Source organism: Pseudomonas sp. 8BK, from assembly GCF_902506475.1.
In the GTDB taxonomy this organism is placed as follows: Bacteria; Pseudomonadota; Gammaproteobacteria; order Pseudomonadales; family Pseudomonadaceae; genus Aquipseudomonas; species Aquipseudomonas anguilliseptica.
The window spans coordinates 2,914,020-2,930,769 of the sequence record NZ_LR733252.1 but is presented as its reverse complement, the minus strand read 5'-3'; the positions used below and the strand labels follow the sequence as shown (position 1 = coordinate 2,930,769).

The following is a 16,750-nucleotide window of genomic DNA, read 5'->3' as shown; positions in this document are numbered from 1 at the left end:
ACCCGGCGGGTTTCGCCTGTTTTGTTTACCAAAGGCGGAAATTCCGACATGAGCACAGCCACCACCCTGAGCCTGAAGAAAATCTATTCGGGCAAAGTCCGTGACCTATACGAGATCGACGACACACGCATGCTGATGGTCGCCACCGACCGCCTTTCGGCATTTGACGTGATCCTCAACGAGCCGATCCCGGAAAAGGGCAAAATCCTCACCGCCATCTCCAATTTCTGGTTCGACAAGCTCAAGGACCTGGTGCCCAACCACTTCACCGGTGACAAGGTTGAGGACATCGTCCCGGCCGCCGAATTGCCGTTGGTGGAAGGCCGCGCAGTGGTCGCCAAGCGCCTTAAGCCGGTCGCGGTGGAAGCCATCGTACGTGGTTATATCGTCGGCTCCGGCTGGAAGGAATACCAGAAGGACGGCACCGTCTGTGGCATTCAACTGCCTGCTGGCCTCAAAGAAGCGGCCAAGCTGCCGCAACCGATCTTCACCCCCTCGACCAAGGCTGCCGTGGGCGATCACGACGAGAACATCAGTTTCGAGCAGTGCGAAGCGATCATCGGCGCAGAGCTGGCTGCGAAAGTGCGCGACACCTCCATTGCCCTCTACAGCGCAGCGGTGGAATACGCAGCCACACGCGGCATTATCATCGCCGACACCAAGTTTGAATTCGGCCTGGACGAAGACGGCACCCTGACCCTGATGGACGAAGCGCTGACCCCAGATTCCAGCCGCTTCTGGCCGGCGGACAGTTATGTAGAAGGCAAGAATCCACCAAGCTTCGACAAACAGTTCGTACGTGACTGGCTGGAGTCCACCGGCTGGAACAAAGAACCGCCAGCTCCAGCAGTGCCCGCTGACGTCGCGCAGAAAACCGCTGACAAATACCGCGAGGCTTTGACGCGCCTGACCGTCTAAATCGCTGCAATATGCGTGTAAGTGCGATACAGAGGGGCGCTACGGCGCCCCTTTTTGTGGACGACTGTTTATCCTCCTACCAGCCAGATTTGGCCGCTGTTCAACTCCTTTGATCGCAAGCATCTGAAAGTATGTGAAAAATTTCAAAACTGGGGTTCGCCAAACGCACTTCAGCTGTTATCATGCGCGCCGCCACGGGAAGATGCCGGAGTGGCCGAACGGGACGGATTCGAAATCCGTTGTATCAGCGATGGTACCTAGGGTTCAAATCCCTATCTTCCCGCCATATTGCAGTACCTAAACCCCTGATTTTCCTAGTGAAGTCAGGGGTTTTTTGTTTCTGGCATTTGGGCACTGTCGAAAAAGTGTCGAAAGTGAGGAAAAGGTAAAATCTCTGCCTGATATTGAATAGGCAAACGCCCTGTAGGATGCTTTGCCGCTGGATATCGACCCTCTAGATTGTGCCTACTCATCATAAAAGGACTTACGAATGTTCTGTCGCAAGCTGCTTCCTCTCTTGCTACTGTGTGCCGCAACGACAGCGCAAGCTCAGATCTACAAATGGGTTGATGAGAACGGCCAAAAACACTTCAGCACCCAGCCCCCACCAGCTCAGCAAAAAGTCGAGCCGGTAAAGATCAACCAAGGCTATATTGGTGACGATCGACCTGCTCCAGAGGCGGAGGCTCCGTCTTCAGAGAGCAACCCCACTGCCTCAGCTAAGGCATCGAAAAAAGAAATGTGCAGCAGCGCTATGCGTTGGACGGCTATCGATATCGATAATCTGAAGGACATTGCAAGAGAGAAGAAGCAGTCCGGAAAGGCATCAGCAGCTGAGTATGACAAAGGCATAAAAAGCCTGGATGCCGTCAATAAGCAGATAACCATGCAGGACTGCATTACAAGCTCAGGCGAGGATCAGAAAAACTATGAGTGCCTGTCTAAAGGTGCCGGTATTTTGGTCTGTTCAGGCCTAATGGCAGAAGCCTTCAAAGAAGCGTTCAAGGAAGGGGCCAAGCGCGCTCAAAAACCCTAGCGCCCGGCCCACCGTCAGAAGAACCGTTCAAAATCATCAATAGGCCCAAAGCGCACAGCATCCTGCAGGTGATCCGGTGACAGGTGTGCATAGCGCATCGTCATGGCCAGTGACGTATGGCCGAGGATCTTCTGCAGCGTCAGGATGTTTCCGCCGTTCATGATGAAGTGCGATGCGAAGGTATGGCGCAGCACGTGTGATGACTGCCCGGCAGGCAGTACCAGGCCTGATGCCTTCAAGGTCTTATCGAAGCTGTTAAGGCAGTTGGAAAACAGCCCGTGAGCGGTGAAGTGCGCGTTTAGCTGCTGCTCCAGCTCGCCACTAATCGGGATGGACCGAGCGCGCTTTGATTTGGTGTTCACAAAGGTCACTGTGCCATTGCGAACCCGCTGCGGCACCAAGCCCTGAGCCTCGCTCCAGCGTGAACCCGTTGCCAGGCATATCAACGCAACCATATGCACATGCGGCGTCTTACAGCGCTTCCTGATGGCTTCAAACAGCGTGGTGATCTGCTCATCATTCAGATACGTCAGCTCACGCTCCTGTAGCTTGAGCGGCTTAACGCGGAGGAGGGGATTGGCATAATCGATCTCGCCTTGCTGTAGCAGCTCGTTAAACACAGCACGCAGATAACCCAGGCGATTATTCAGCGTCTTGCCGTTGGCACCACTGGCCAACTGCTGTGCCCGGTACTCGGTGTAGTTATGAGCACTGAAAGCGATCGCCACCGGATCTCCGAGATCCGCCACCAGCTGTACTAAAAGCTTTCTGCGGTTTTCACCATCCGCCAACGCATGCCCATGCAGCAATGCCCAACGCGCCACCAGCTCGCTAAGCCGGCGTTTATCCTTCGGCTTTAGATTCCAGTCTGGGTTTTGCGCTAAGCGCTCCCGCACCATCGCCTCAAACCGCACGGCCTCCGCTTTGGTCTTAAATCGCCGCCGAAAGCGTTTGCCCTTCACTGGCTCTACATCCGCCAACCAACGACCGTCTTCTTGCTTTTCAATACTCATAAACCCTCCTCATAAAGAAGGGTTTATCAAGCATAAGCTCTATAAAATCAAAATAAACACAACAAAGTGCACTAGTGTGCAGATAGAACTCTACTTGTTGATTTTTATTAGTCGATGAAAAACGATAGCAAGGTTACTGTTGAGGTAATACATTGTAAGACTAGAGCTACACAAAGAGAGATGACTAAACCACTCCGAGCATGCGGCGAGAAGAACGCATCCTGAATAGGTAGGAATACAAACTCCACAAGGTCGTCAACGAATCTAATTGTTTTTGAAGTTTCTATGGGCGCGGCTAACTCAGTGCCGCAGAGCCATTGCATGTCTCTGAGTTTTCTGTAAAGCGTCCGGTCGCTTAATTCATATTTTCCTGATTTATTAATTATCCAATATGTTATTTCTTTTATCATTTTTAAAAATATAGGAATTTGAAATATAAAGACAATGGCTATAAGCGTGCAGAATATGAGTAGTTCTCGAGTGAAAATAATAAATGTTTCCCAGATTTCTGCGAGGTTTAGAAATAGATAATTTTCATCTACTTCGATTGTTACCAATATACTTGCGAGAATGGCGAGTGTAACTGCCATTAGTGCTACAAGACGGTCGCTTTTAGGGGTTTTGAAGAAAGCCTGTACTAGGCTCCAATCGCCATTACCGGCTAGGTTCTGTACTTCCTTCCAATTCAGCCACTCGCGCTGGATATCTTTGCTTAACTGCGAAAGATCATCCTGTGTGCATTGATATTTTTCGGTGAGCCAAATTATTTTATGTCTTGATATTTCGGCTATAACATTGTGTTCTGCTGATACAAAATCTTCAGGAAGTGGAACTACTTTTTTTGCTTTTTCAATAGCGCTTTTAGTTGCTATGTGAATGCCCATAGGCACTAATAGCAATTGTGAAAATAGTAGGGTAAGTGATGCCTTGTTGTATTCATATGTGTTTTGGTCTAGATATTTAGTGATGAAATATAAGCTGGTGAACGTTGTTATTATGTGGCCTATGATGTAATAAGAAAATCTGTCGCTACAGACTGATTTTAGGGAGGTGCTATAAAAAATATCGGTGTACTCTTTGGTTGTGGTGATTATTTTCTGTAGAGTGATTTGTTGGTTTTTGTAAGTCGTATGGATGTTCACCGATCTACCTCTAAAAGGACTGCGTGTAATCTAATTTAGGGATTTAGTGCTGTATAAAAGCTGCGGGTTTAGTTTTTTATATTATCGCTTTTTGAGTTTTTCCGAACTATCGCTCGAATATACTTATTCTGAATCTGGAATCGATACGTCCCACCTGCTTTTGATTCAACTCTAGCAAGTGTGTGGTCGCCCAAGCTCCATATGATGTGTGCGTCAGTTAGTTCGCATTTCTCGTTAATTTCAACTGGGAAGTTTTTGATTTCGCAAAAGTCTTTAGTGAGCACAAGGCTTGTCGCAGTGTAGTTGCCTAGGCTGAGCATGTTTATAAATTTACTTGGAAAGCTTGTTAGTACTCCGCCGTAAAAAAGTATTACTGCTGAGAAAATAATGCACGCATAGAGTAAGTAGCGAATACCGCCAAGAACCGCAATGCATGAAATTGATATTACTAGAGAAATGAATATGGAGCCGATTAGTATGACTGCTGATTGAGCGATATCGTTGCCTGCGTTAAATATTGCTTCTTTGGCAACTAAAATTATTGTTAGTATCGAGAAATTTGACATAAGAACTGCGATTAACAATGTAAGAAATAACGCAAAAATGCTGCTGGCTTGAAATTCTAAGAATTGGCTTGAAATCGCGCAAAATATCAAGCTTATAAATAAAGGTATCGTAAAAAATATTGGCATGTAGTGATCGGAAAATGAAAATACTGCCAGCCAATTTAAAAGGCCGCCAAATAGTATTGGGTAAAATATGAGTATTCTGTAGACGAAAAACATTTGAATCCTGTCTTCGCTTTCGTCTGGATTTATAAAGTGTATCCTAAGTTTCTTTTTGCTTTTGTCATGAGAAAGCAAAATGCTCTTGTATATGAATCCTGGCGCTGCCAATGCTGAAGCTATTGAAAGAATTAAAATCGCGCCAATTATAAATGCAAATATCAATAGAGAACTGAACTGCAAAATGTCAAAGCTTGGGTAGAATCCTTGCTTTACAAAATACGAAAGAAATATAGAAAGCCCTATAATGGGCGGGGCTATTGTTAAAATCTCTTTAAGATGTTTTAGGGCGAAAGCCTCGAATTTGGCTATTGTTTTATCAATAGCGTCTTCTTCGATATTTGTATTGTTGCTCAAGTTTTCTTCCTTGAATTTATTCGCAGTATTTTTGAATGCTTTCTTGTGATTTTTGCGTAGGCGCAGTGGTGTGCTGCTGCATCCAGAATCGGCATTGTGGGCTGGTTATGCGTTGTTCTTTTTCTGATTGGGCCTGGGCTTCGGCTTGTTCGCGTTGGAGTTGGGCTTGGTTCTGTTTGAACTGCTCAAACATCTGCGTGCTCGCATCAACCTGGGGTCGTGCGGGAGGGTTTTGGAAGACTTCGCCCATCTGGCGGAGTGCAGAGTTAACCTGGCGGATCTGCTGCTCTTCGTAGACCTTATAGATCAGGGCGCAGGTGATGAGGATTGCCATAAAGCCCAGCCATAACCCGACAGCAATGCTGCCTACCAGCATCCATGGGTTAACGGTGATGTAGAGTTCGCGGCGTCTGGGTCTGTATGGCATGGGGCATCCTTGCTGCTTGCTGTCCTTGGCTTTGCCGGAGCTTACCGCATCAGCTGCGGGGAATGTAGCCAAACGCCATTACGTCTATTAAGGGTATTTTCATCCTGTTACCCTCGGCGTCCGTATTGAAGAATGGAGTCTGGTATGCCCGCGGTGATTGCAGAGAACGACGTTTCCCAATGGGCGGACCAGACAGGCGTTGTCTACCACTTTCCTAAGCGCTATCAAGCGATCCTCACACCTGGCACCCAGGTGATCTACTACAAAGGCAAGCTTCTGGATAAGGCCTTTGCTGACTCCCGGCTTAGCCCTAGCCCGCATTACTTTGGTGTAGCGACAATCGAGCAGGTGCACGCGGATGAAGCCAGTTCCAAGGGCGATCTGTATGCGATTTTGAGCGACTACAGAGCCTTTGCAGAACCGGTGCTGGCTAAGGAAGGCGATGATTACCTAGAGGTGATACCCGACTCTAAGGCGAGCAACTACTGGCGCAGTGGTGTGCGGCCAATCGACGGTGCCACCTATCAACGGATTGTGAACAAGGCACGGCTTAAACCGTTTGAGGTCAGAGAGGCTGAGCCACTGCCTAGCCTGGATGAGTTTGAGTCCAGGGAAGAAGGCCACCCCTCCAAGGTCTACAGCACCCGCTATGAGCGCGACCCGAAGCTACGCCAGCAAGCGATCGCCATTCATGGGCTGACCTGCAAGGGCTGTGGCTTTAACTTTGAGAAAACCTATGGTGAATACGCCAAGGGGATTATTCATATTCACCATATTGTGCCGCTTTCCGAGTATCAAGGCAGCCGGGTAGTTGATCCGGAAAAGGATCTAGTGCCGCTTTGTCCTAACTGCCACTCTGTCGTACATAGAATTAAAAACGCTACGTTGTCGATAGAAGATTTATGCAAGATTTTGAGAGGTGTGAAATGTTGATACTGTCATTTGCTAAGGGCTTTGGAAGCCATTGGCAGTGTGTATGAATGTCAAAAGCTCATTGATCCTTTGATTCAAGTCAAGCTTTGAAAGGTCTGCTTCATAGTTTGTTGTGTAGTGTTTAGCAATGCTTATTTTGTCAGCCGTTGCTTCTGGATTTTTCGTGCCGGTCTGTTTAAATTTTAAAGTGTTGTCCCAAACGTCTTTCCCTAAAAGAGATGTAGCGTGGGGGTGTACAAACTTGACGCATTTTTCAATGATATCTGGATCGATGTAGTTTTCAATTTCTCTGCCGCGAGTAACCCATGCAAACCCAGGGCCTTCATCAAATTCTTTTTTCAGTCTTTCTTTGGTATTAGAAAGTTTGGCGCGAGGGGACGATTTGTCACTGTCGAACATTATTGCTGACCATCTGTTTAGCTTTCTTAGTGCTATAAACTCACTAGTTGTCTCTTCCAGGTGTTCATCGCTTGCTCCTGAAAGGTGACTAAAAAGGCGGCCGCCATAAAACATAATTGAATAGTGAATCCCTTCAATAAGTTGTTTGCTGTTTTTTTCTATCCAGAAATTTAGATAAATTCTATCTGAAGGGCCTTCAACCCAAATTATGCAATTGGATTGGAGTATATCTGATGCTTTGTATCCTAACTCATGACATATGTTTGATCTTTCTCTGGTTGTGGTGACTGCGTCTACAATGGTATTACAATGTTCATCTTTCCTTACGAAAAAAACTTCTGCGCCTACTGTGTCTAGTAGGTGCGCGGAGTGTGTGGTAAATAAATATTGATTAGAAGTTTTTTTAGATAAGTAGTTGATTAATTTTCTTTGAAGCAATGGGTGCAAATGCAACTCCGGTTCTTCTACGCATAGTAGTGTTTCATCCAGAACAGTGGCTGCAGTTGCAAGAATTATTACCTCATGAATTCCAGTTCCTAGAGAGCTTAGTGGAAGTGTTCTCTGGTCCATGTGGACTAAAATCATATCTCGGTCGTGAGGTACTTCTAGTGTGGCACTTTCGTTGTCGAGAACTGTTTGGAGGAACTTATTTATATTGTGAAATTTTATCTTGTCACTTTGAGAGTCGATATTCGGATTTTGAAGTTTGGCAAGTCTATTTATAATTCCCTCACCACTGTAGTCGTCATCGTTTGTGCCGGGCGTTCCGATTTTTCTTATGGCGGGTATTAGCTCAATTTTTGGCAAGGGTGCAATCAATTTTGCAAGGACTACAAGTGAATCTGTAATCCAAGTGTCGACGTCACCTCCATTGCGGTTTGTAAGCTTTGACCAAATGGATTGCCAGGTACCTAAATTTATTCCAATTTTTATGTCATTTATATTGTGTTGTAATTTTGTATTTCTTCCGTTGCCTTCTCCAAATTTTAACCATGAAATTCCACTTTTTGGCGAGAAGGTTTCATGATTTAGTAAGTTTGCTATTGCGGTAGTATCTCTATTGGGTAAAGTTAAGTCTGGAATTTTAGAGAGATACTCGGAGATTTTATCGGCGCTATTAGGTACTGGTAGGGCAAGATGGAAGGGGGTTCGGCTGTCGAGGTGTATGTCAATTTTATTTAAACTTGATCCTTGGTCATTCCTTCCCAAAAGGTTAAGTTCCTTTTGGAGGTGATGTTTGAGGAATAGTGTAATGTTCGACTTTCCTATGTTATTTTCGCCAATAATAAAGTTTATTTTCTTTAGCGGCCCTATGAGTGCTGGCTTTTCACCGATGCTTCGATAGCCAGAGAATCCAAATCCTAAAAAATTCATGGGTAATCCTTTTTTATTACTCGCTGCGTCTTCTTTCGCTTTCTTTTGATAGAAAGTCTTTAGATAGAAATCGAGTTATTTTTGATCAGACTCTTTGTTTTTAATATCGTCATTCGCTAACTTGGCTTTGTCAGCTATCTCCGCTGAACGCTGCAATGAGTAATCCTTTAGGCCTTGGGTGCCTTGGAAAATTGCGAACAATGCAATAATAGATACTGCGACTTTTAGAAGAGTTCTTTCAACATCCATGTTTGTGCTTCCCATTCTTTCGGGCGTACCAGCGCCTAGTCACTTCCTTTGTGATCGCTATCCCGCGTGAGGTTTGCTCAAGTTTGAATGAGCCTCGTCATATTCTGGGCTGGTCTGTCCTGATTCTGGCGCTACCTTCCCGCTGATCAGCCAAAAGGCGTAATCAGGAAAGGCATTCGCCATGGCAGCAATATCGTCTTCGTTAGCGCGCCGCCTTCCGTTCCGAAGCGAATACCAGTTGCTACGGTCGATCCCCGTGAGCTTTTCCAGCTCTGTCGCACTCAGTCCTTTCTTATCCCAAATGGCTATAAGCCGGTCTCTGATCATTCAATAATCGACTTAAAAATGTACATAAGTTCCTTGAAGTATGTTCAAGCAATCTGTACTTTTGATCTTGCCCTTGAAGATAGTTCAAGGAATTTAAAGCCCAAGATCATAGTGCAGGAATGTGCATGGAAGTGGAAGAACTCAACGCCAGCCAGTTCGTTAACTGCCCACCGCTAATGCCGTGGCGTCAGTTCGCCAACTGGATACATATGGAAAGCGAACAAGAGACCGTTCGCGGGTGGATCGATAAAGGCTACCTGCCAACCGTGCGCATGGGCCGCCACCGTATGGTGAACGTGGTCTCGCTGGTTAAGAGCCTCCTTGAACAGGAGGACTACTAATGGAGCGCCTGCTCGACCTTATCTACCTGTGCCTTGGGCTGCTCGGCCTGGCCACTGTGGCGCTGTGGGGTGCTAACCACTGCAACGCCAACCCCAAAGCCAACACCTCATTCGCTGACAGCACGTACTGCGGTACGGCTGATCTGTTCGCGTCCATCACTGTTTGGGTGGTGAGCCATATAGCGGAGGCCAGCCATGAATGACCCTCTGATTCTCGGCGGCACTGTTTACGCTGCGCTGGCCTTCCTCTATGGCCTGGCTTCGCCCTTTATGAGTGACAAGGGCTACTCACCGTTTGTGAGTACAGCCGTGGGCATGTTCTACGGCTCGGTGCTGTCGATCCCTGGCTGCGTTGTCGGTGTGCTGATGGGCGCATGGCTGCGGTTTTTGATGGAGGGCGTGTGATGTACGCACAAACCCTCCTGCCGCTCGCCGTCGTGGCTGCGTGCTTCGGCTTCTTCTATGCCGTGCTGGGCAACCAACAGCCACGCCTGACGCTTGGCTATGTGGTGCAGTCGTTCTCGATCTCCATCGTTGGCTTTGCACTGCCTGTGCTGCTGATCGGCCTGTCGGTGGATCTGCTCGGTTGGTTTGTCTTCGAGTTGCTGCCCGCCTGGGCTGTGATCGTTGGGGAGGGCTGAGCATGGCCGGCTTGAATCTACTGATCGCCTCGGGTGTGTTGCTGCTGCTTATCTGCGCGCTGATCCCGCTGTCCCTTAAGCACGACTGCCCAACGTGCCAGCACTGCCTGGCGATTGGCTGGATGAAAGCGTGCGCGCCTTCTGCACGGCCCAAGGCCAAGCCCACCGCATCGGCACCGCCGAGAAATACCAAGGGGAGGGCATGTGATGCGCCTGCCTGTTTCCGTGCCTTACCTGACCTTCCTGATCGAACAGCTTTTGAGCGGCCGCCACGTATGCGCCCAGCACAAAGCCGCCCCCGTGCTAGGCGGTTTCTTCGCGCTGTGCCTTGTGTCCGTCACCCCACTGTCGGGCGGCCGCTCCTTTTACACCTGCAGCAAACCTCACCGCCTGCGGAGGTACTTCTATGACACCTACTTACCGCGGCTTGAAAGCGCACATCAAGCCGGGCTGCTCGTTGAAGGAACGTTTCCCCGAGCTGAGCCAACAGGAACCACCCGTAAGGGGTCACGGCCCGAACTGCATACAGCCTCGGCTGTACCAGACAGCGGACGGCCGCTGGCACGTCGAACCCGTTATTTGCCGCTGTGCCATGCGCCAGAGCAACAACCGGGATTACTGGCAGCTGGCCGAAACCCGCGGCAAGCCCACGCCCTTTGTGCCGCTGCATCGGCCCGGTGTGCTCGATGAACAAACCGAACTCTTTTGACCTGCACCGCGACACGCAGCACCGCATAGCCGAGGTAACCGCCATGACCACCGCCATACCGCCACGCCAGGCCGATTTGGAAGACAAAGACCGGCGCTTCTACGTCAGCGCTCCCGGCTCCGTGCACCTGGCCTTGCAGACCGAAGCCCATCAACGCGGAACGGATCTGTGGACGCTGGGTGGCGCCGTACTGAGCCAGTGGGTGCGCCTCGGCTGTCCTGACCAGCTGTCAGCCAACACCGGTTCCTTTGCCTCCACCCCGTCGCCGTCACCTTCGGTCGCGAACCAAAAGGAGCCTGCTGCAGCAGAGGGGCAAGGCTGAAAAGCGCCGAAGGCGCGTGCCTTGAGCCTCTGAGGCAGCGGGCTACGGTTCGCATCAAGACCGGAGGGGATGGCAGAGGGGTGGTGCAAAGCAGCCTCCACCCTTGAACCCGAACCCGAGGGAGCAACAGACCAGGCAACACCGAATTACCAGACCCGGCACTAACCGGCCGGACACAGCAAGGCAAAACGCCAAAACCACGAAAGGGGAAACACCATGCAATTCGAACTCACCGCCCTGTGCCTCAACGTTAAAAAAGTCACCGTCGAAGGCCGCACCTACTGCTCCGCGATCATCGCCCGCGAACCTCAAACCGAGGCCGAGCTGCAACAGAACCGCGGCTACCTGGTGCAGAAAGTCACCGCCGAAGTCGCCGTTTTTGACCAAACCAAAGACCTCGATAAACCCACCGTACGCAAATTCCTTTGCACCCTCGTCAGCGCTGCAGGCGGCAAAAGCCAACCGCATTTGCTGGGCGTTGTGCCGTCAGCCAACAGCACCAAAGCGGCTTAAGGCTGACACATGAATTTCATCGCCTGTGATGGGGCTTGGTCGGCAGGTGCATCAGGTGAACTCCTGTGCACCGGCACTCTGGTTTCCATCCCTGGCGAGGAAATGCAGAACCTTTCCGGCTCTGCACTCACTTGGGATCAGGTCAGCGAACTGCAGGGCGAAGCCATCATTTTGTTCGCCACGGTGTTCGGCTTCCTGGTTCTGAAAAAAGCCCTGAAATAGAGAGGTAACACCCATGAAACGCAACCTGCAAAACCTGAAACGCTCCCTCGGTGTCGTCGCTGCTGCTGGCGTGCTGAGCATCCAACAGGCCTACGCCGCTGTACCGCCTGAAGCCACTGGCGCACTCGATACCGCGGGTACTGACGTTGGCACCATCGGCTGGGCGGTGTTCGCCGTGATCATCGCGGCCATGGCCTTCAAGTACATGCGCCGCGCCCTGTAACCGTCCCTCTGCACCTACCAGTGCCGTAGCAACCAAACCCCGCTTCGGCGGGGTTTTCTCTTCTGGATAACGCCATGAGTTATGAACTGTACGTCCTGATCCTCACCACCCTGGCGTTTTACCTCGTGTTCTTTGGGCGGGTTTAACTGTGATGCGGCCATACGTGCTACTTCGACTACTGCTGGCTCTGACTCTAATAGGGTGGGGGCGATTCTCTTACGCTCAAGATTTTTTTTGGGCTAGCAATACGTTCGGCGGTACGTTTTCATCTCCGCTTGAAGCCTGCATATCCATATCGAAACACAACCTCGGCGGCGGCATCGAGCATGGTCGCGCCGAGGTGACCCGCATTCGTGATGATTACTTCCAGTGCCGTTTCTTTACCACGACTGGCTCTCCTTGGAGCGGTTTTCCGCCTTTCATCACTCGCCATGGCACCTCCTGTCCAGTCAATGCCATTTACGATCCAGCTACAGGCGTTTGTAAGCCACCTGAGCCTGACAAATGTGAGCCTACAGTGGGCGTGGATGTTGAACATCGTCACCGCGCTGGCGAGTTTACCGGGGCAGGTGTGATCGCTGGCCGTGTTGATCCCCCTGGTTCTGTATGCCGTGGTGGTTGCCAATATGCCTTCTCCGGCTCTGCACCTTCGCGGGCTTACCGTTTTGAAAACGGCGACCCGATTGGTGTCTTTCTGGCCTTCAAATACAAGGGTAACGGTGTCTCCTGCACCGGCAATGAATCCGAATTTGCTCAGCCTTCGGACGGTACGCCAGTTGTTGAAACACAGTCTGAATGCACCACCAAAATTACCGATGCTGAAGGTCGCCAGCGCTACGACTGCCAAGCCACTGAGCTGAATATCGACCCCGGCAATATGGAATGCAGCCTCGGTACTGTGGGCGGTGAACTGCAGTGCATCCCCAAGCCACCGTCGCCGAAAATGACCGACAAAAAGGTCGATCAAGAGATCGTCGAGAAAACCAACCCGGACGGCTCGAAAGACACCACGACAACCACGACCACCACCACGACCCAATGCACGGGCGTCAAATCCTGCTCAACCAGCACCACCACGAACGTCAGTAACAACCACACCAAAGCAGATGGCACCCCAGGTGGTGAAAGCAACACCTGCACCGGCCCAGGCTGCAAGGATGCCGACGGCAAGACCCAGGAAGAGCGCGAAGAGGAAGAAGAGAAAAGCGAAAGCAAGGTCACCGGTGGGCAGACCTGCGAAGCCGCGCCGGCCTGTGAGGGCGATGCCGTGCAGTGCGCCATCCTCAAACAGCAATACGAAGCCCGTTGCGACTTCGAAGAAGCCAACGACTTTGAAGAAAACGAAGACGACATCAAAGGCCTGTTCGAAGGCCAGGGCGACAAATTCAAGCTCGATGAAGGCTCAGGCGATATCGACGTGCCGTCCTTCATCAACCAAGGCACGCGCTTTCTCCCCGCCACTTGCCCAGCCGCTGAAAGCTTCTCCCTGACCACAGCCGGTGGTCGCACCTTCACCCTCAGTTATGAACCGCTGTGTCGCGCCGCCTCAGACCTTAGCGGGCTGTTCGTGGCCGTGGCCACCATCTTGGCCGCGCTCTATGTCGGCCGCTCCGTAGGAGGTAACTGATGCACTTTCTCTATGTCGCCCAGCTGCTGATCATCATCCTCGGCCCGCTGGTGAAGATGGTGCTGCGCATTCTGGGTTTTGGCTTCGTCACCTATGTCGGCTTCAACCTGATCATCGGTGAAGCCCAGTCCTACCTGTTCGCCCGCATGGGTGAAGTCGGCCCGATCATTCAACAGATCCTCGGCCTCGCCAAATTCGATGTGGTGGTGAACATCTACTTCGCCGCCATTTCCACCCGCTTCCTGTTGGCCGGCATCGACAAGGCCACCGACCGCAAACGTAGCCAAGTCTGGCGCAAGCCGGGCGGCACCTCCATTGAGGCATAAGGAGACTTCCCATGCTCTACATCCGCACGGGTAAGCCCGGCCACGGCAAAACCCTCAACACCATCCGAGAAGTGGACCAGAAGGCCCATGCCGAAGGCCGCACGGTTTACTACCACAACATCAACGGCCTCAAACCTGAGCAACTGCAGGCCGCGTGGTTCTCATTTGAAGACCCGGAGAAATGGTTTGAGCTGCCTGCTGATTCCATCATCGTCGTGGATGAGGCCCAAGGCTGGTTCGGTGCACGTGATCCCAGGGCACGCCCGCCGGAGCACATCAGCCGTTTTGAAACCATGCGCCACAACGGCCACGAAGTGCATCTGGTTACCCAAGACCCGCGCTATATCGACGTGCACCTGCGCCGCCTGTGCAACGGCCATATCCACTACTGGCGCGTATTCAAATCACAGCAACTGCTGCGCTTTGAATCCGAAGCGGTGATTGAGAAAGTCGAAACCAAAACCAGCTTCAAGGATGCCGACAAAAAGAGCCTGCGCCTCGATAAGAAGTACTTCGCCGTCTACACCAGCAGCAACGCCCAACACCACTTTCAGACCAAGTTACCGACCAAGTTCATCCTGGCCATGATGGTGATTCTTGGGGCCGGGATACTCGTTTACCGCGCCTACGACCGCTATGCCTCTGAGCAGGTCAAAACCCAGCAAGCCGATACAAAAGAAACACCGGCCAGCATGGTCGATCAGGTCAAATCCACCGTGGGTTCATTCATCAAACCTACCGGCCAGCCCGGTGAGCAAAACAGCCAAATAAGCCCCGCGCAGTACCTCGATCAACGTGCACCGCGCATTCCGCAAATACCGGCATCAGCACCCATCTACGACCAGCTCACGCAGCCCGTGGCCCACCCGCGGCTCTACTGCATGTCCAGCACCGACCCTAACACCTACGCCCGTGAGTTCAACCGCATGTCCAGTGCAGTAGTGAACGGCAAGCCCACGGTGTGCCAGTGCTACACCCAGCAAGGCACCCGTGTGAACACCGACTTCCTCTTCTGCAGCAACGTGGTGGAGAACGGCTACTTCGATCCGAGTATTCCTGATCGATCACAGCAGCACGCGCAGATGCAGCAGCCCCCACAACAACCTGTCCAGCAGCCTCAACAGCCGCTTGGGCCAACCGAGCCGAAGCCCACCATCACCGTGGTGCAGTACGAGAAAGGCAGGTTCCTGTGGTGAGCACCCAAAAACCCAGCCTGGCGCTTTTGGGCGCATGCGCGAGGTACGAGCGCAGCGCCATAAGCGCCAGGCCAGACGACCCTGTAGCACGTCTTTAAACAATTCCTTTGACAGCACATAACAGCACAGACGGACATAGAAGAATGAAACCAGCACGCGATCTGATCCGGATTCACTTCGACGAAACCGGTAACTTCAATGAATCACCGACCGGTCGCTATTTCCTGGACCAGGGCAACGGTGCGTTTATCGACATGACCCGAATCAACATCCTCGGTTGTCATGTCGATACGGTTCGTCAGCTTTACCGCGGTGTAATCCGTCCGGAGATCTTCGCGCTGTTCGAAGGTACAGACCTGGTTAGCTTTGCGGGTAAGCAATGGGCACCAGGCAGGGTAGGGCGAGACTCGGGGTATCAGTACAAGCTGCAGAATGCGGATCTAGGCTTGATCCTGCTGATCAAAAACTACAACGTCAAAGCCGACTCACCAGGCCCACACCTCAAGATCGAAGTCAGTCCCCACCTGATCGAGCAACACTCGCCAAAACAGCTACAGCAGATCCTGGATGAGCTTGCAGGGCAGGTACTGGCTGCCCTTGAAATCAGCCAGTGTGCTGTTCACTTGGCAGTCGATTTTCAAGGCTGGACGCCACCTGCAGACCTTGTGCCTCGTATGCGCTGCAAGTCCCGTAACGTCCGCGAGTTCGACGGTATAGGCAGCATCATCTTCGATGAAATGGCCGCTACCTACAGCCGTGGTCAGTCCTTCCTGTTCGGCTCTGCAGCAGCCCTACAGTGCGCGATCTACAACAAAACCAAACAAGCCAAAGCCGTTGATAAGCTCGACTATTGGGAAAACCGCTGGCGTGATGGTGACAACCCCTTCGAAGATGAAATCGGCAACTATGACCCGAAACTGGATGTGTACCGGGTCGAATTTCGTTTCCATCACTCGGTGGTCGAGCAGTTCGCCCAGGGTTCCCACAACAGCAGTGGCGAGATCCTCAACTCATGCTGCTACGCAGAGTTGGCTACTCACCTGCAGGGCCTTTTTGAGTACGGTCTAGATACCTTCAAACTCCTGCACCGTGTTGCCTACACAGATCCGCTGTGGACCATCCTACGCAGCGAAACCCGCTTCCTAGCACCTGTTGATCGCTTCGTTTACCGCCGCTACTACAAAACGGCCAGGGGGTTCTCGGGAAAGAACATCGAGCTGATGCTAGGCAACGCCATCACGCTCTTTGCCCGTAATCGCATGGACTTCGCGTCCTGCTGGGCAGCTCTCAAGTCGTTGCCAGTGTTCCACCTGGTGGAGGAGTACTACCGCGAGAAAGGCAGGTCACAGACCTGGCTCAAGAAGCACCTGGCTAAGAAGCTTGAAGAGCGCTATGTGCGATATGGAATGGCAGCTTAATTGAGCTGAAAATGGATTAGGAAAATTTTTACTTCTCTAATATGTGGCAAGCGGACGGATGTTAGCTAGCATCAATTTCAGCATCAAAAGAAAGGATAAAAAAGCGTCAAGGAAATGGCTCGAGAAAAATTGACACTATTGGTCTAGATAGTAGTTGAGAACGAGCTGGGTGCTCTCTTGTATACGTTTTAGCACCTTGAGTAAATTAACTAAACCATACATAAGTGGTGAGGGAATATTATGTGCGCAAAA

23 protein-coding genes and 1 tRNA gene are annotated in these 16,750 nt (G+C 51.2%); 17 read left to right on the top strand and 7 right to left on the bottom strand.

Annotation, left to right across the window (positions count from 1 at the left end; translation table 11 throughout):
* Nucleotides 1-48: 48 nt before the first annotated feature.
* The 3 genes from ACIN8IBEIGE_RS13620 to ACIN8IBEIGE_RS13610 all read left to right on the top strand — a co-directional run bounded on the left by ACIN8IBEIGE_RS13620 (nt 49) and on the right by ACIN8IBEIGE_RS13610 (nt 1,954).
* Nucleotides 49-918: a phosphoribosylaminoimidazolesuccinocarboxamide synthase gene (locus ACIN8IBEIGE_RS13620; RefSeq protein WP_160015100.1), complete on the top strand. Its 870-nt coding sequence runs from the start codon at nt 49-51 to the stop codon at nt 916-918.
* 196 nt (nt 919-1,114) lie between these two features.
* A tRNA-Ser gene (locus ACIN8IBEIGE_RS13615) sits at nt 1,115-1,204 on the top strand.
* 204 nt (nt 1,205-1,408) lie between these two features.
* Nucleotides 1,409-1,954 (top strand): DUF4124 domain-containing protein, encoded by a 546-nt coding sequence (locus ACIN8IBEIGE_RS13610; protein WP_160015099.1) that lies wholly within the window; start codon nt 1,409-1,411, stop codon nt 1,952-1,954.
* 14 nt (nt 1,955-1,968) lie between these two features.
* Here ACIN8IBEIGE_RS13610 and ACIN8IBEIGE_RS13605 read toward each other — a convergent pair whose 3' ends face one another.
* From ACIN8IBEIGE_RS13605 to ACIN8IBEIGE_RS13590, 4 genes are all read right to left on the bottom strand, one after another.
* Complete coding sequence (locus ACIN8IBEIGE_RS13605; RefSeq protein ID WP_160015098.1) at nt 1,969-2,967, bottom strand: tyrosine-type recombinase/integrase; 999 nt, start codon at nt 2,965-2,967, stop codon at nt 1,969-1,971.
* A gap of 107 nt (nt 2,968-3,074) precedes the next feature.
* Nucleotides 3,075-4,109, bottom strand: a complete 1,035-nt coding sequence (locus ACIN8IBEIGE_RS13600) for a hypothetical protein (RefSeq protein WP_160015097.1) — start codon at nt 4,107-4,109, stop codon at nt 3,075-3,077.
* Between the two features lie 68 nt (nt 4,110-4,177).
* Entirely contained in the window at nt 4,178-5,251 is a 1,074-nt protein-coding gene (locus ACIN8IBEIGE_RS13595; protein WP_160015096.1) for a hypothetical protein, read from the bottom strand.
* A gap of 16 nt (nt 5,252-5,267) precedes the next feature.
* On the bottom strand, nt 5,268-5,678 hold the full coding sequence (locus tag ACIN8IBEIGE_RS13590; RefSeq protein WP_160015095.1) for a hypothetical protein: 411 nt from the start codon (nt 5,676-5,678) through the stop codon (nt 5,268-5,270).
* A 144-nt stretch (nt 5,679-5,822) separates the two neighbouring features.
* Between ACIN8IBEIGE_RS13590 and ACIN8IBEIGE_RS13585 the strand changes: the two genes are divergently transcribed.
* On the top strand, nt 5,823-6,611 hold the full coding sequence (locus tag ACIN8IBEIGE_RS13585) for an HNH endonuclease (RefSeq protein ID WP_160015094.1): 789 nt from the start codon (nt 5,823-5,825) through the stop codon (nt 6,609-6,611).
* Between the two features lie 12 nt (nt 6,612-6,623).
* On the opposite strand, the gene ACIN8IBEIGE_RS13580 is transcribed toward ACIN8IBEIGE_RS13585, so the two are convergent.
* Together ACIN8IBEIGE_RS13580 and ACIN8IBEIGE_RS13575 are read right to left on the bottom strand one after the other, a co-directional pair.
* Nucleotides 6,624-8,384, bottom strand: coding sequence for an AAA family ATPase (locus ACIN8IBEIGE_RS13580; protein WP_160015093.1), 1,761 nt, complete (start codon nt 8,382-8,384; stop codon nt 6,624-6,626).
* A gap of 75 nt (nt 8,385-8,459) precedes the next feature.
* Nucleotides 8,460-8,633, bottom strand: a complete 174-nt coding sequence (locus ACIN8IBEIGE_RS13575) for a hypothetical protein (protein WP_160015092.1) — start codon at nt 8,631-8,633, stop codon at nt 8,460-8,462.
* A 452-nt stretch (nt 8,634-9,085) separates the two neighbouring features.
* Here ACIN8IBEIGE_RS13575 and ACIN8IBEIGE_RS13565 point away from each other — a divergent pair, with 452 nt between their 5' ends.
* The 9 genes from ACIN8IBEIGE_RS13565 to ACIN8IBEIGE_RS13525 all read left to right on the top strand — a co-directional run bounded on the left by ACIN8IBEIGE_RS13565 (nt 9,086) and on the right by ACIN8IBEIGE_RS13525 (nt 11,931).
* Nucleotides 9,086-9,301: a DNA-binding protein gene (locus ACIN8IBEIGE_RS13565; RefSeq protein ID WP_160015090.1), complete on the top strand. Its 216-nt coding sequence runs from the start codon at nt 9,086-9,088 to the stop codon at nt 9,299-9,301.
* Nucleotides 9,301-9,504, top strand: coding sequence for a hypothetical protein (locus tag ACIN8IBEIGE_RS13560; RefSeq protein WP_160015089.1), 204 nt, complete (start codon nt 9,301-9,303; stop codon nt 9,502-9,504). The genes ACIN8IBEIGE_RS13565 and ACIN8IBEIGE_RS13560 overlap by 1 nt, the downstream gene beginning before the upstream one ends.
* Nucleotides 9,497-9,706, top strand: a complete 210-nt coding sequence (locus ACIN8IBEIGE_RS13555) for a hypothetical protein (protein ID WP_160015088.1) — start codon at nt 9,497-9,499, stop codon at nt 9,704-9,706. The genes ACIN8IBEIGE_RS13560 and ACIN8IBEIGE_RS13555 overlap by 8 nt, the downstream gene beginning before the upstream one ends.
* Entirely contained in the window at nt 9,706-9,942 is a 237-nt protein-coding gene (locus ACIN8IBEIGE_RS13550; RefSeq protein WP_160015087.1) for a hypothetical protein, read from the top strand. The genes ACIN8IBEIGE_RS13555 and ACIN8IBEIGE_RS13550 overlap by 1 nt, the downstream gene beginning before the upstream one ends.
* 406 nt (nt 9,943-10,348) lie before the next feature.
* The gene (locus ACIN8IBEIGE_RS13545; RefSeq protein ID WP_160015086.1) at nt 10,349-10,651 is read left to right on the top strand and encodes a DUF5447 family protein; all 303 of its coding nucleotides are present in this window, start codon (nt 10,349-10,351) and stop codon (nt 10,649-10,651) included.
* Nucleotides 10,629-10,973, top strand: coding sequence for a hypothetical protein (locus ACIN8IBEIGE_RS13540; RefSeq protein ID WP_160015085.1), 345 nt, complete (start codon nt 10,629-10,631; stop codon nt 10,971-10,973). The genes ACIN8IBEIGE_RS13545 and ACIN8IBEIGE_RS13540 overlap by 23 nt, the downstream gene beginning before the upstream one ends.
* A 216-nt stretch (nt 10,974-11,189) precedes the next feature.
* Complete coding sequence (locus tag ACIN8IBEIGE_RS13535; RefSeq protein ID WP_160015084.1) at nt 11,190-11,486, top strand: hypothetical protein; 297 nt, start codon at nt 11,190-11,192, stop codon at nt 11,484-11,486.
* 9 nt (nt 11,487-11,495) lie between these two features.
* A complete protein-coding gene (locus tag ACIN8IBEIGE_RS13530; RefSeq protein ID WP_160015083.1) occupies nt 11,496-11,708 on the top strand; it encodes a hypothetical protein in 213 nt (70 codons plus the stop codon).
* Between the two features lie 13 nt (nt 11,709-11,721).
* Nucleotides 11,722-11,931: a major capsid protein gene (locus tag ACIN8IBEIGE_RS13525; protein ID WP_160015082.1), complete on the top strand. Its 210-nt coding sequence runs from the start codon at nt 11,722-11,724 to the stop codon at nt 11,929-11,931.
* Between the two features lie 265 nt (nt 11,932-12,196).
* On the opposite strand, the gene ACIN8IBEIGE_RS13520 is transcribed toward ACIN8IBEIGE_RS13525, so the two are convergent.
* Nucleotides 12,197-12,364, bottom strand: a complete 168-nt coding sequence (locus tag ACIN8IBEIGE_RS13520) for a hypothetical protein (RefSeq protein ID WP_160015081.1) — start codon at nt 12,362-12,364, stop codon at nt 12,197-12,199.
* A 90-nt stretch (nt 12,365-12,454) separates the two neighbouring features.
* Here ACIN8IBEIGE_RS13520 and ACIN8IBEIGE_RS20955 point away from each other — a divergent pair, with 90 nt between their 5' ends.
* From ACIN8IBEIGE_RS20955 to ACIN8IBEIGE_RS13500, 4 genes are all read left to right on the top strand, one after another.
* A complete protein-coding gene (locus ACIN8IBEIGE_RS20955) occupies nt 12,455-13,558 on the top strand; it encodes a virulence factor TspB C-terminal domain-related protein (protein ID WP_256665156.1) in 1,104 nt (367 codons plus the stop codon).
* Nucleotides 13,558-13,884 (top strand): DUF2523 domain-containing protein, encoded by a 327-nt coding sequence (locus ACIN8IBEIGE_RS13510; RefSeq protein ID WP_160015080.1) that lies wholly within the window; start codon nt 13,558-13,560, stop codon nt 13,882-13,884. Before ACIN8IBEIGE_RS20955 ends, ACIN8IBEIGE_RS13510 begins: the two co-directional genes overlap by 1 nt.
* 11 nt (nt 13,885-13,895) lie before the next feature.
* A complete protein-coding gene (locus ACIN8IBEIGE_RS13505) occupies nt 13,896-15,080 on the top strand; it encodes a zonular occludens toxin domain-containing protein (RefSeq protein ID WP_160015079.1) in 1,185 nt (394 codons plus the stop codon).
* Between the two features lie 143 nt (nt 15,081-15,223).
* Nucleotides 15,224-16,498 (top strand): hypothetical protein, encoded by a 1,275-nt coding sequence (locus ACIN8IBEIGE_RS13500; RefSeq protein WP_160015078.1) that lies wholly within the window; start codon nt 15,224-15,226, stop codon nt 16,496-16,498.
* Nucleotides 16,499-16,750: the final 252 nt, after the last annotated feature.

What these genes read in the sequence shown, in the direction of transcription:
- ACIN8IBEIGE_RS13620 (WP_160015100.1), top strand. Translation starts at nt 49, where the DNA reads ATGAGCACAGCCACCACCCTGAGCCTGAAGAAAATCTATTCGGGCAAA.
- ACIN8IBEIGE_RS13610 (WP_160015099.1), top strand. Translation starts at nt 1,409, where the DNA reads ATGTTCTGTCGCAAGCTGCTTCCTCTCTTGCTACTGTGTGCCGCAACG.
- ACIN8IBEIGE_RS13605 (WP_160015098.1), bottom strand. Translation starts at nt 2,967, where the DNA reads ATGAGTATTGAAAAGCAAGAAGACGGTCGTTGGTTGGCGGATGTAGAG.
- ACIN8IBEIGE_RS13590 (WP_160015095.1), bottom strand. Translation starts at nt 5,678, where the DNA reads ATGCCATACAGACCCAGACGCCGCGAACTCTACATCACCGTTAACCCA.
- ACIN8IBEIGE_RS13585 (WP_160015094.1), top strand. Translation starts at nt 5,823, where the DNA reads ATGCCCGCGGTGATTGCAGAGAACGACGTTTCCCAATGGGCGGACCAG.
- ACIN8IBEIGE_RS13580 (WP_160015093.1), bottom strand. Translation starts at nt 8,384, where the DNA reads ATGAATTTTTTAGGATTTGGATTCTCTGGCTATCGAAGCATCGGTGAA.
- ACIN8IBEIGE_RS13575 (WP_160015092.1), bottom strand. Translation starts at nt 8,633, where the DNA reads ATGGATGTTGAAAGAACTCTTCTAAAAGTCGCAGTATCTATTATTGCA.
- ACIN8IBEIGE_RS13565 (WP_160015090.1), top strand. Translation starts at nt 9,086, where the DNA reads ATGGAAGTGGAAGAACTCAACGCCAGCCAGTTCGTTAACTGCCCACCG.
- ACIN8IBEIGE_RS13560 (WP_160015089.1), top strand. Translation starts at nt 9,301, where the DNA reads ATGGAGCGCCTGCTCGACCTTATCTACCTGTGCCTTGGGCTGCTCGGC.
- ACIN8IBEIGE_RS13555 (WP_160015088.1), top strand. Translation starts at nt 9,497, where the DNA reads ATGAATGACCCTCTGATTCTCGGCGGCACTGTTTACGCTGCGCTGGCC.
- ACIN8IBEIGE_RS13550 (WP_160015087.1), top strand. Translation starts at nt 9,706, where the DNA reads ATGTACGCACAAACCCTCCTGCCGCTCGCCGTCGTGGCTGCGTGCTTC.
- ACIN8IBEIGE_RS13545 (WP_160015086.1), top strand. Translation starts at nt 10,349, where the DNA reads ATGACACCTACTTACCGCGGCTTGAAAGCGCACATCAAGCCGGGCTGC.
- ACIN8IBEIGE_RS13540 (WP_160015085.1), top strand. Translation starts at nt 10,629, where the DNA reads ATGAACAAACCGAACTCTTTTGACCTGCACCGCGACACGCAGCACCGC.
- ACIN8IBEIGE_RS13535 (WP_160015084.1), top strand. Translation starts at nt 11,190, where the DNA reads ATGCAATTCGAACTCACCGCCCTGTGCCTCAACGTTAAAAAAGTCACC.
- ACIN8IBEIGE_RS13530 (WP_160015083.1), top strand. Translation starts at nt 11,496, where the DNA reads ATGAATTTCATCGCCTGTGATGGGGCTTGGTCGGCAGGTGCATCAGGT.
- ACIN8IBEIGE_RS13525 (WP_160015082.1), top strand. Translation starts at nt 11,722, where the DNA reads ATGAAACGCAACCTGCAAAACCTGAAACGCTCCCTCGGTGTCGTCGCT.
- ACIN8IBEIGE_RS13520 (WP_160015081.1), bottom strand. Translation starts at nt 12,364, where the DNA reads ATGGCGAGTGATGAAAGGCGGAAAACCGCTCCAAGGAGAGCCAGTCGT.
- ACIN8IBEIGE_RS13510 (WP_160015080.1), top strand. Translation starts at nt 13,558, where the DNA reads ATGCACTTTCTCTATGTCGCCCAGCTGCTGATCATCATCCTCGGCCCG.
- ACIN8IBEIGE_RS13505 (WP_160015079.1), top strand. Translation starts at nt 13,896, where the DNA reads ATGCTCTACATCCGCACGGGTAAGCCCGGCCACGGCAAAACCCTCAAC.
- ACIN8IBEIGE_RS13500 (WP_160015078.1), top strand. Translation starts at nt 15,224, where the DNA reads ATGAAACCAGCACGCGATCTGATCCGGATTCACTTCGACGAAACCGGT.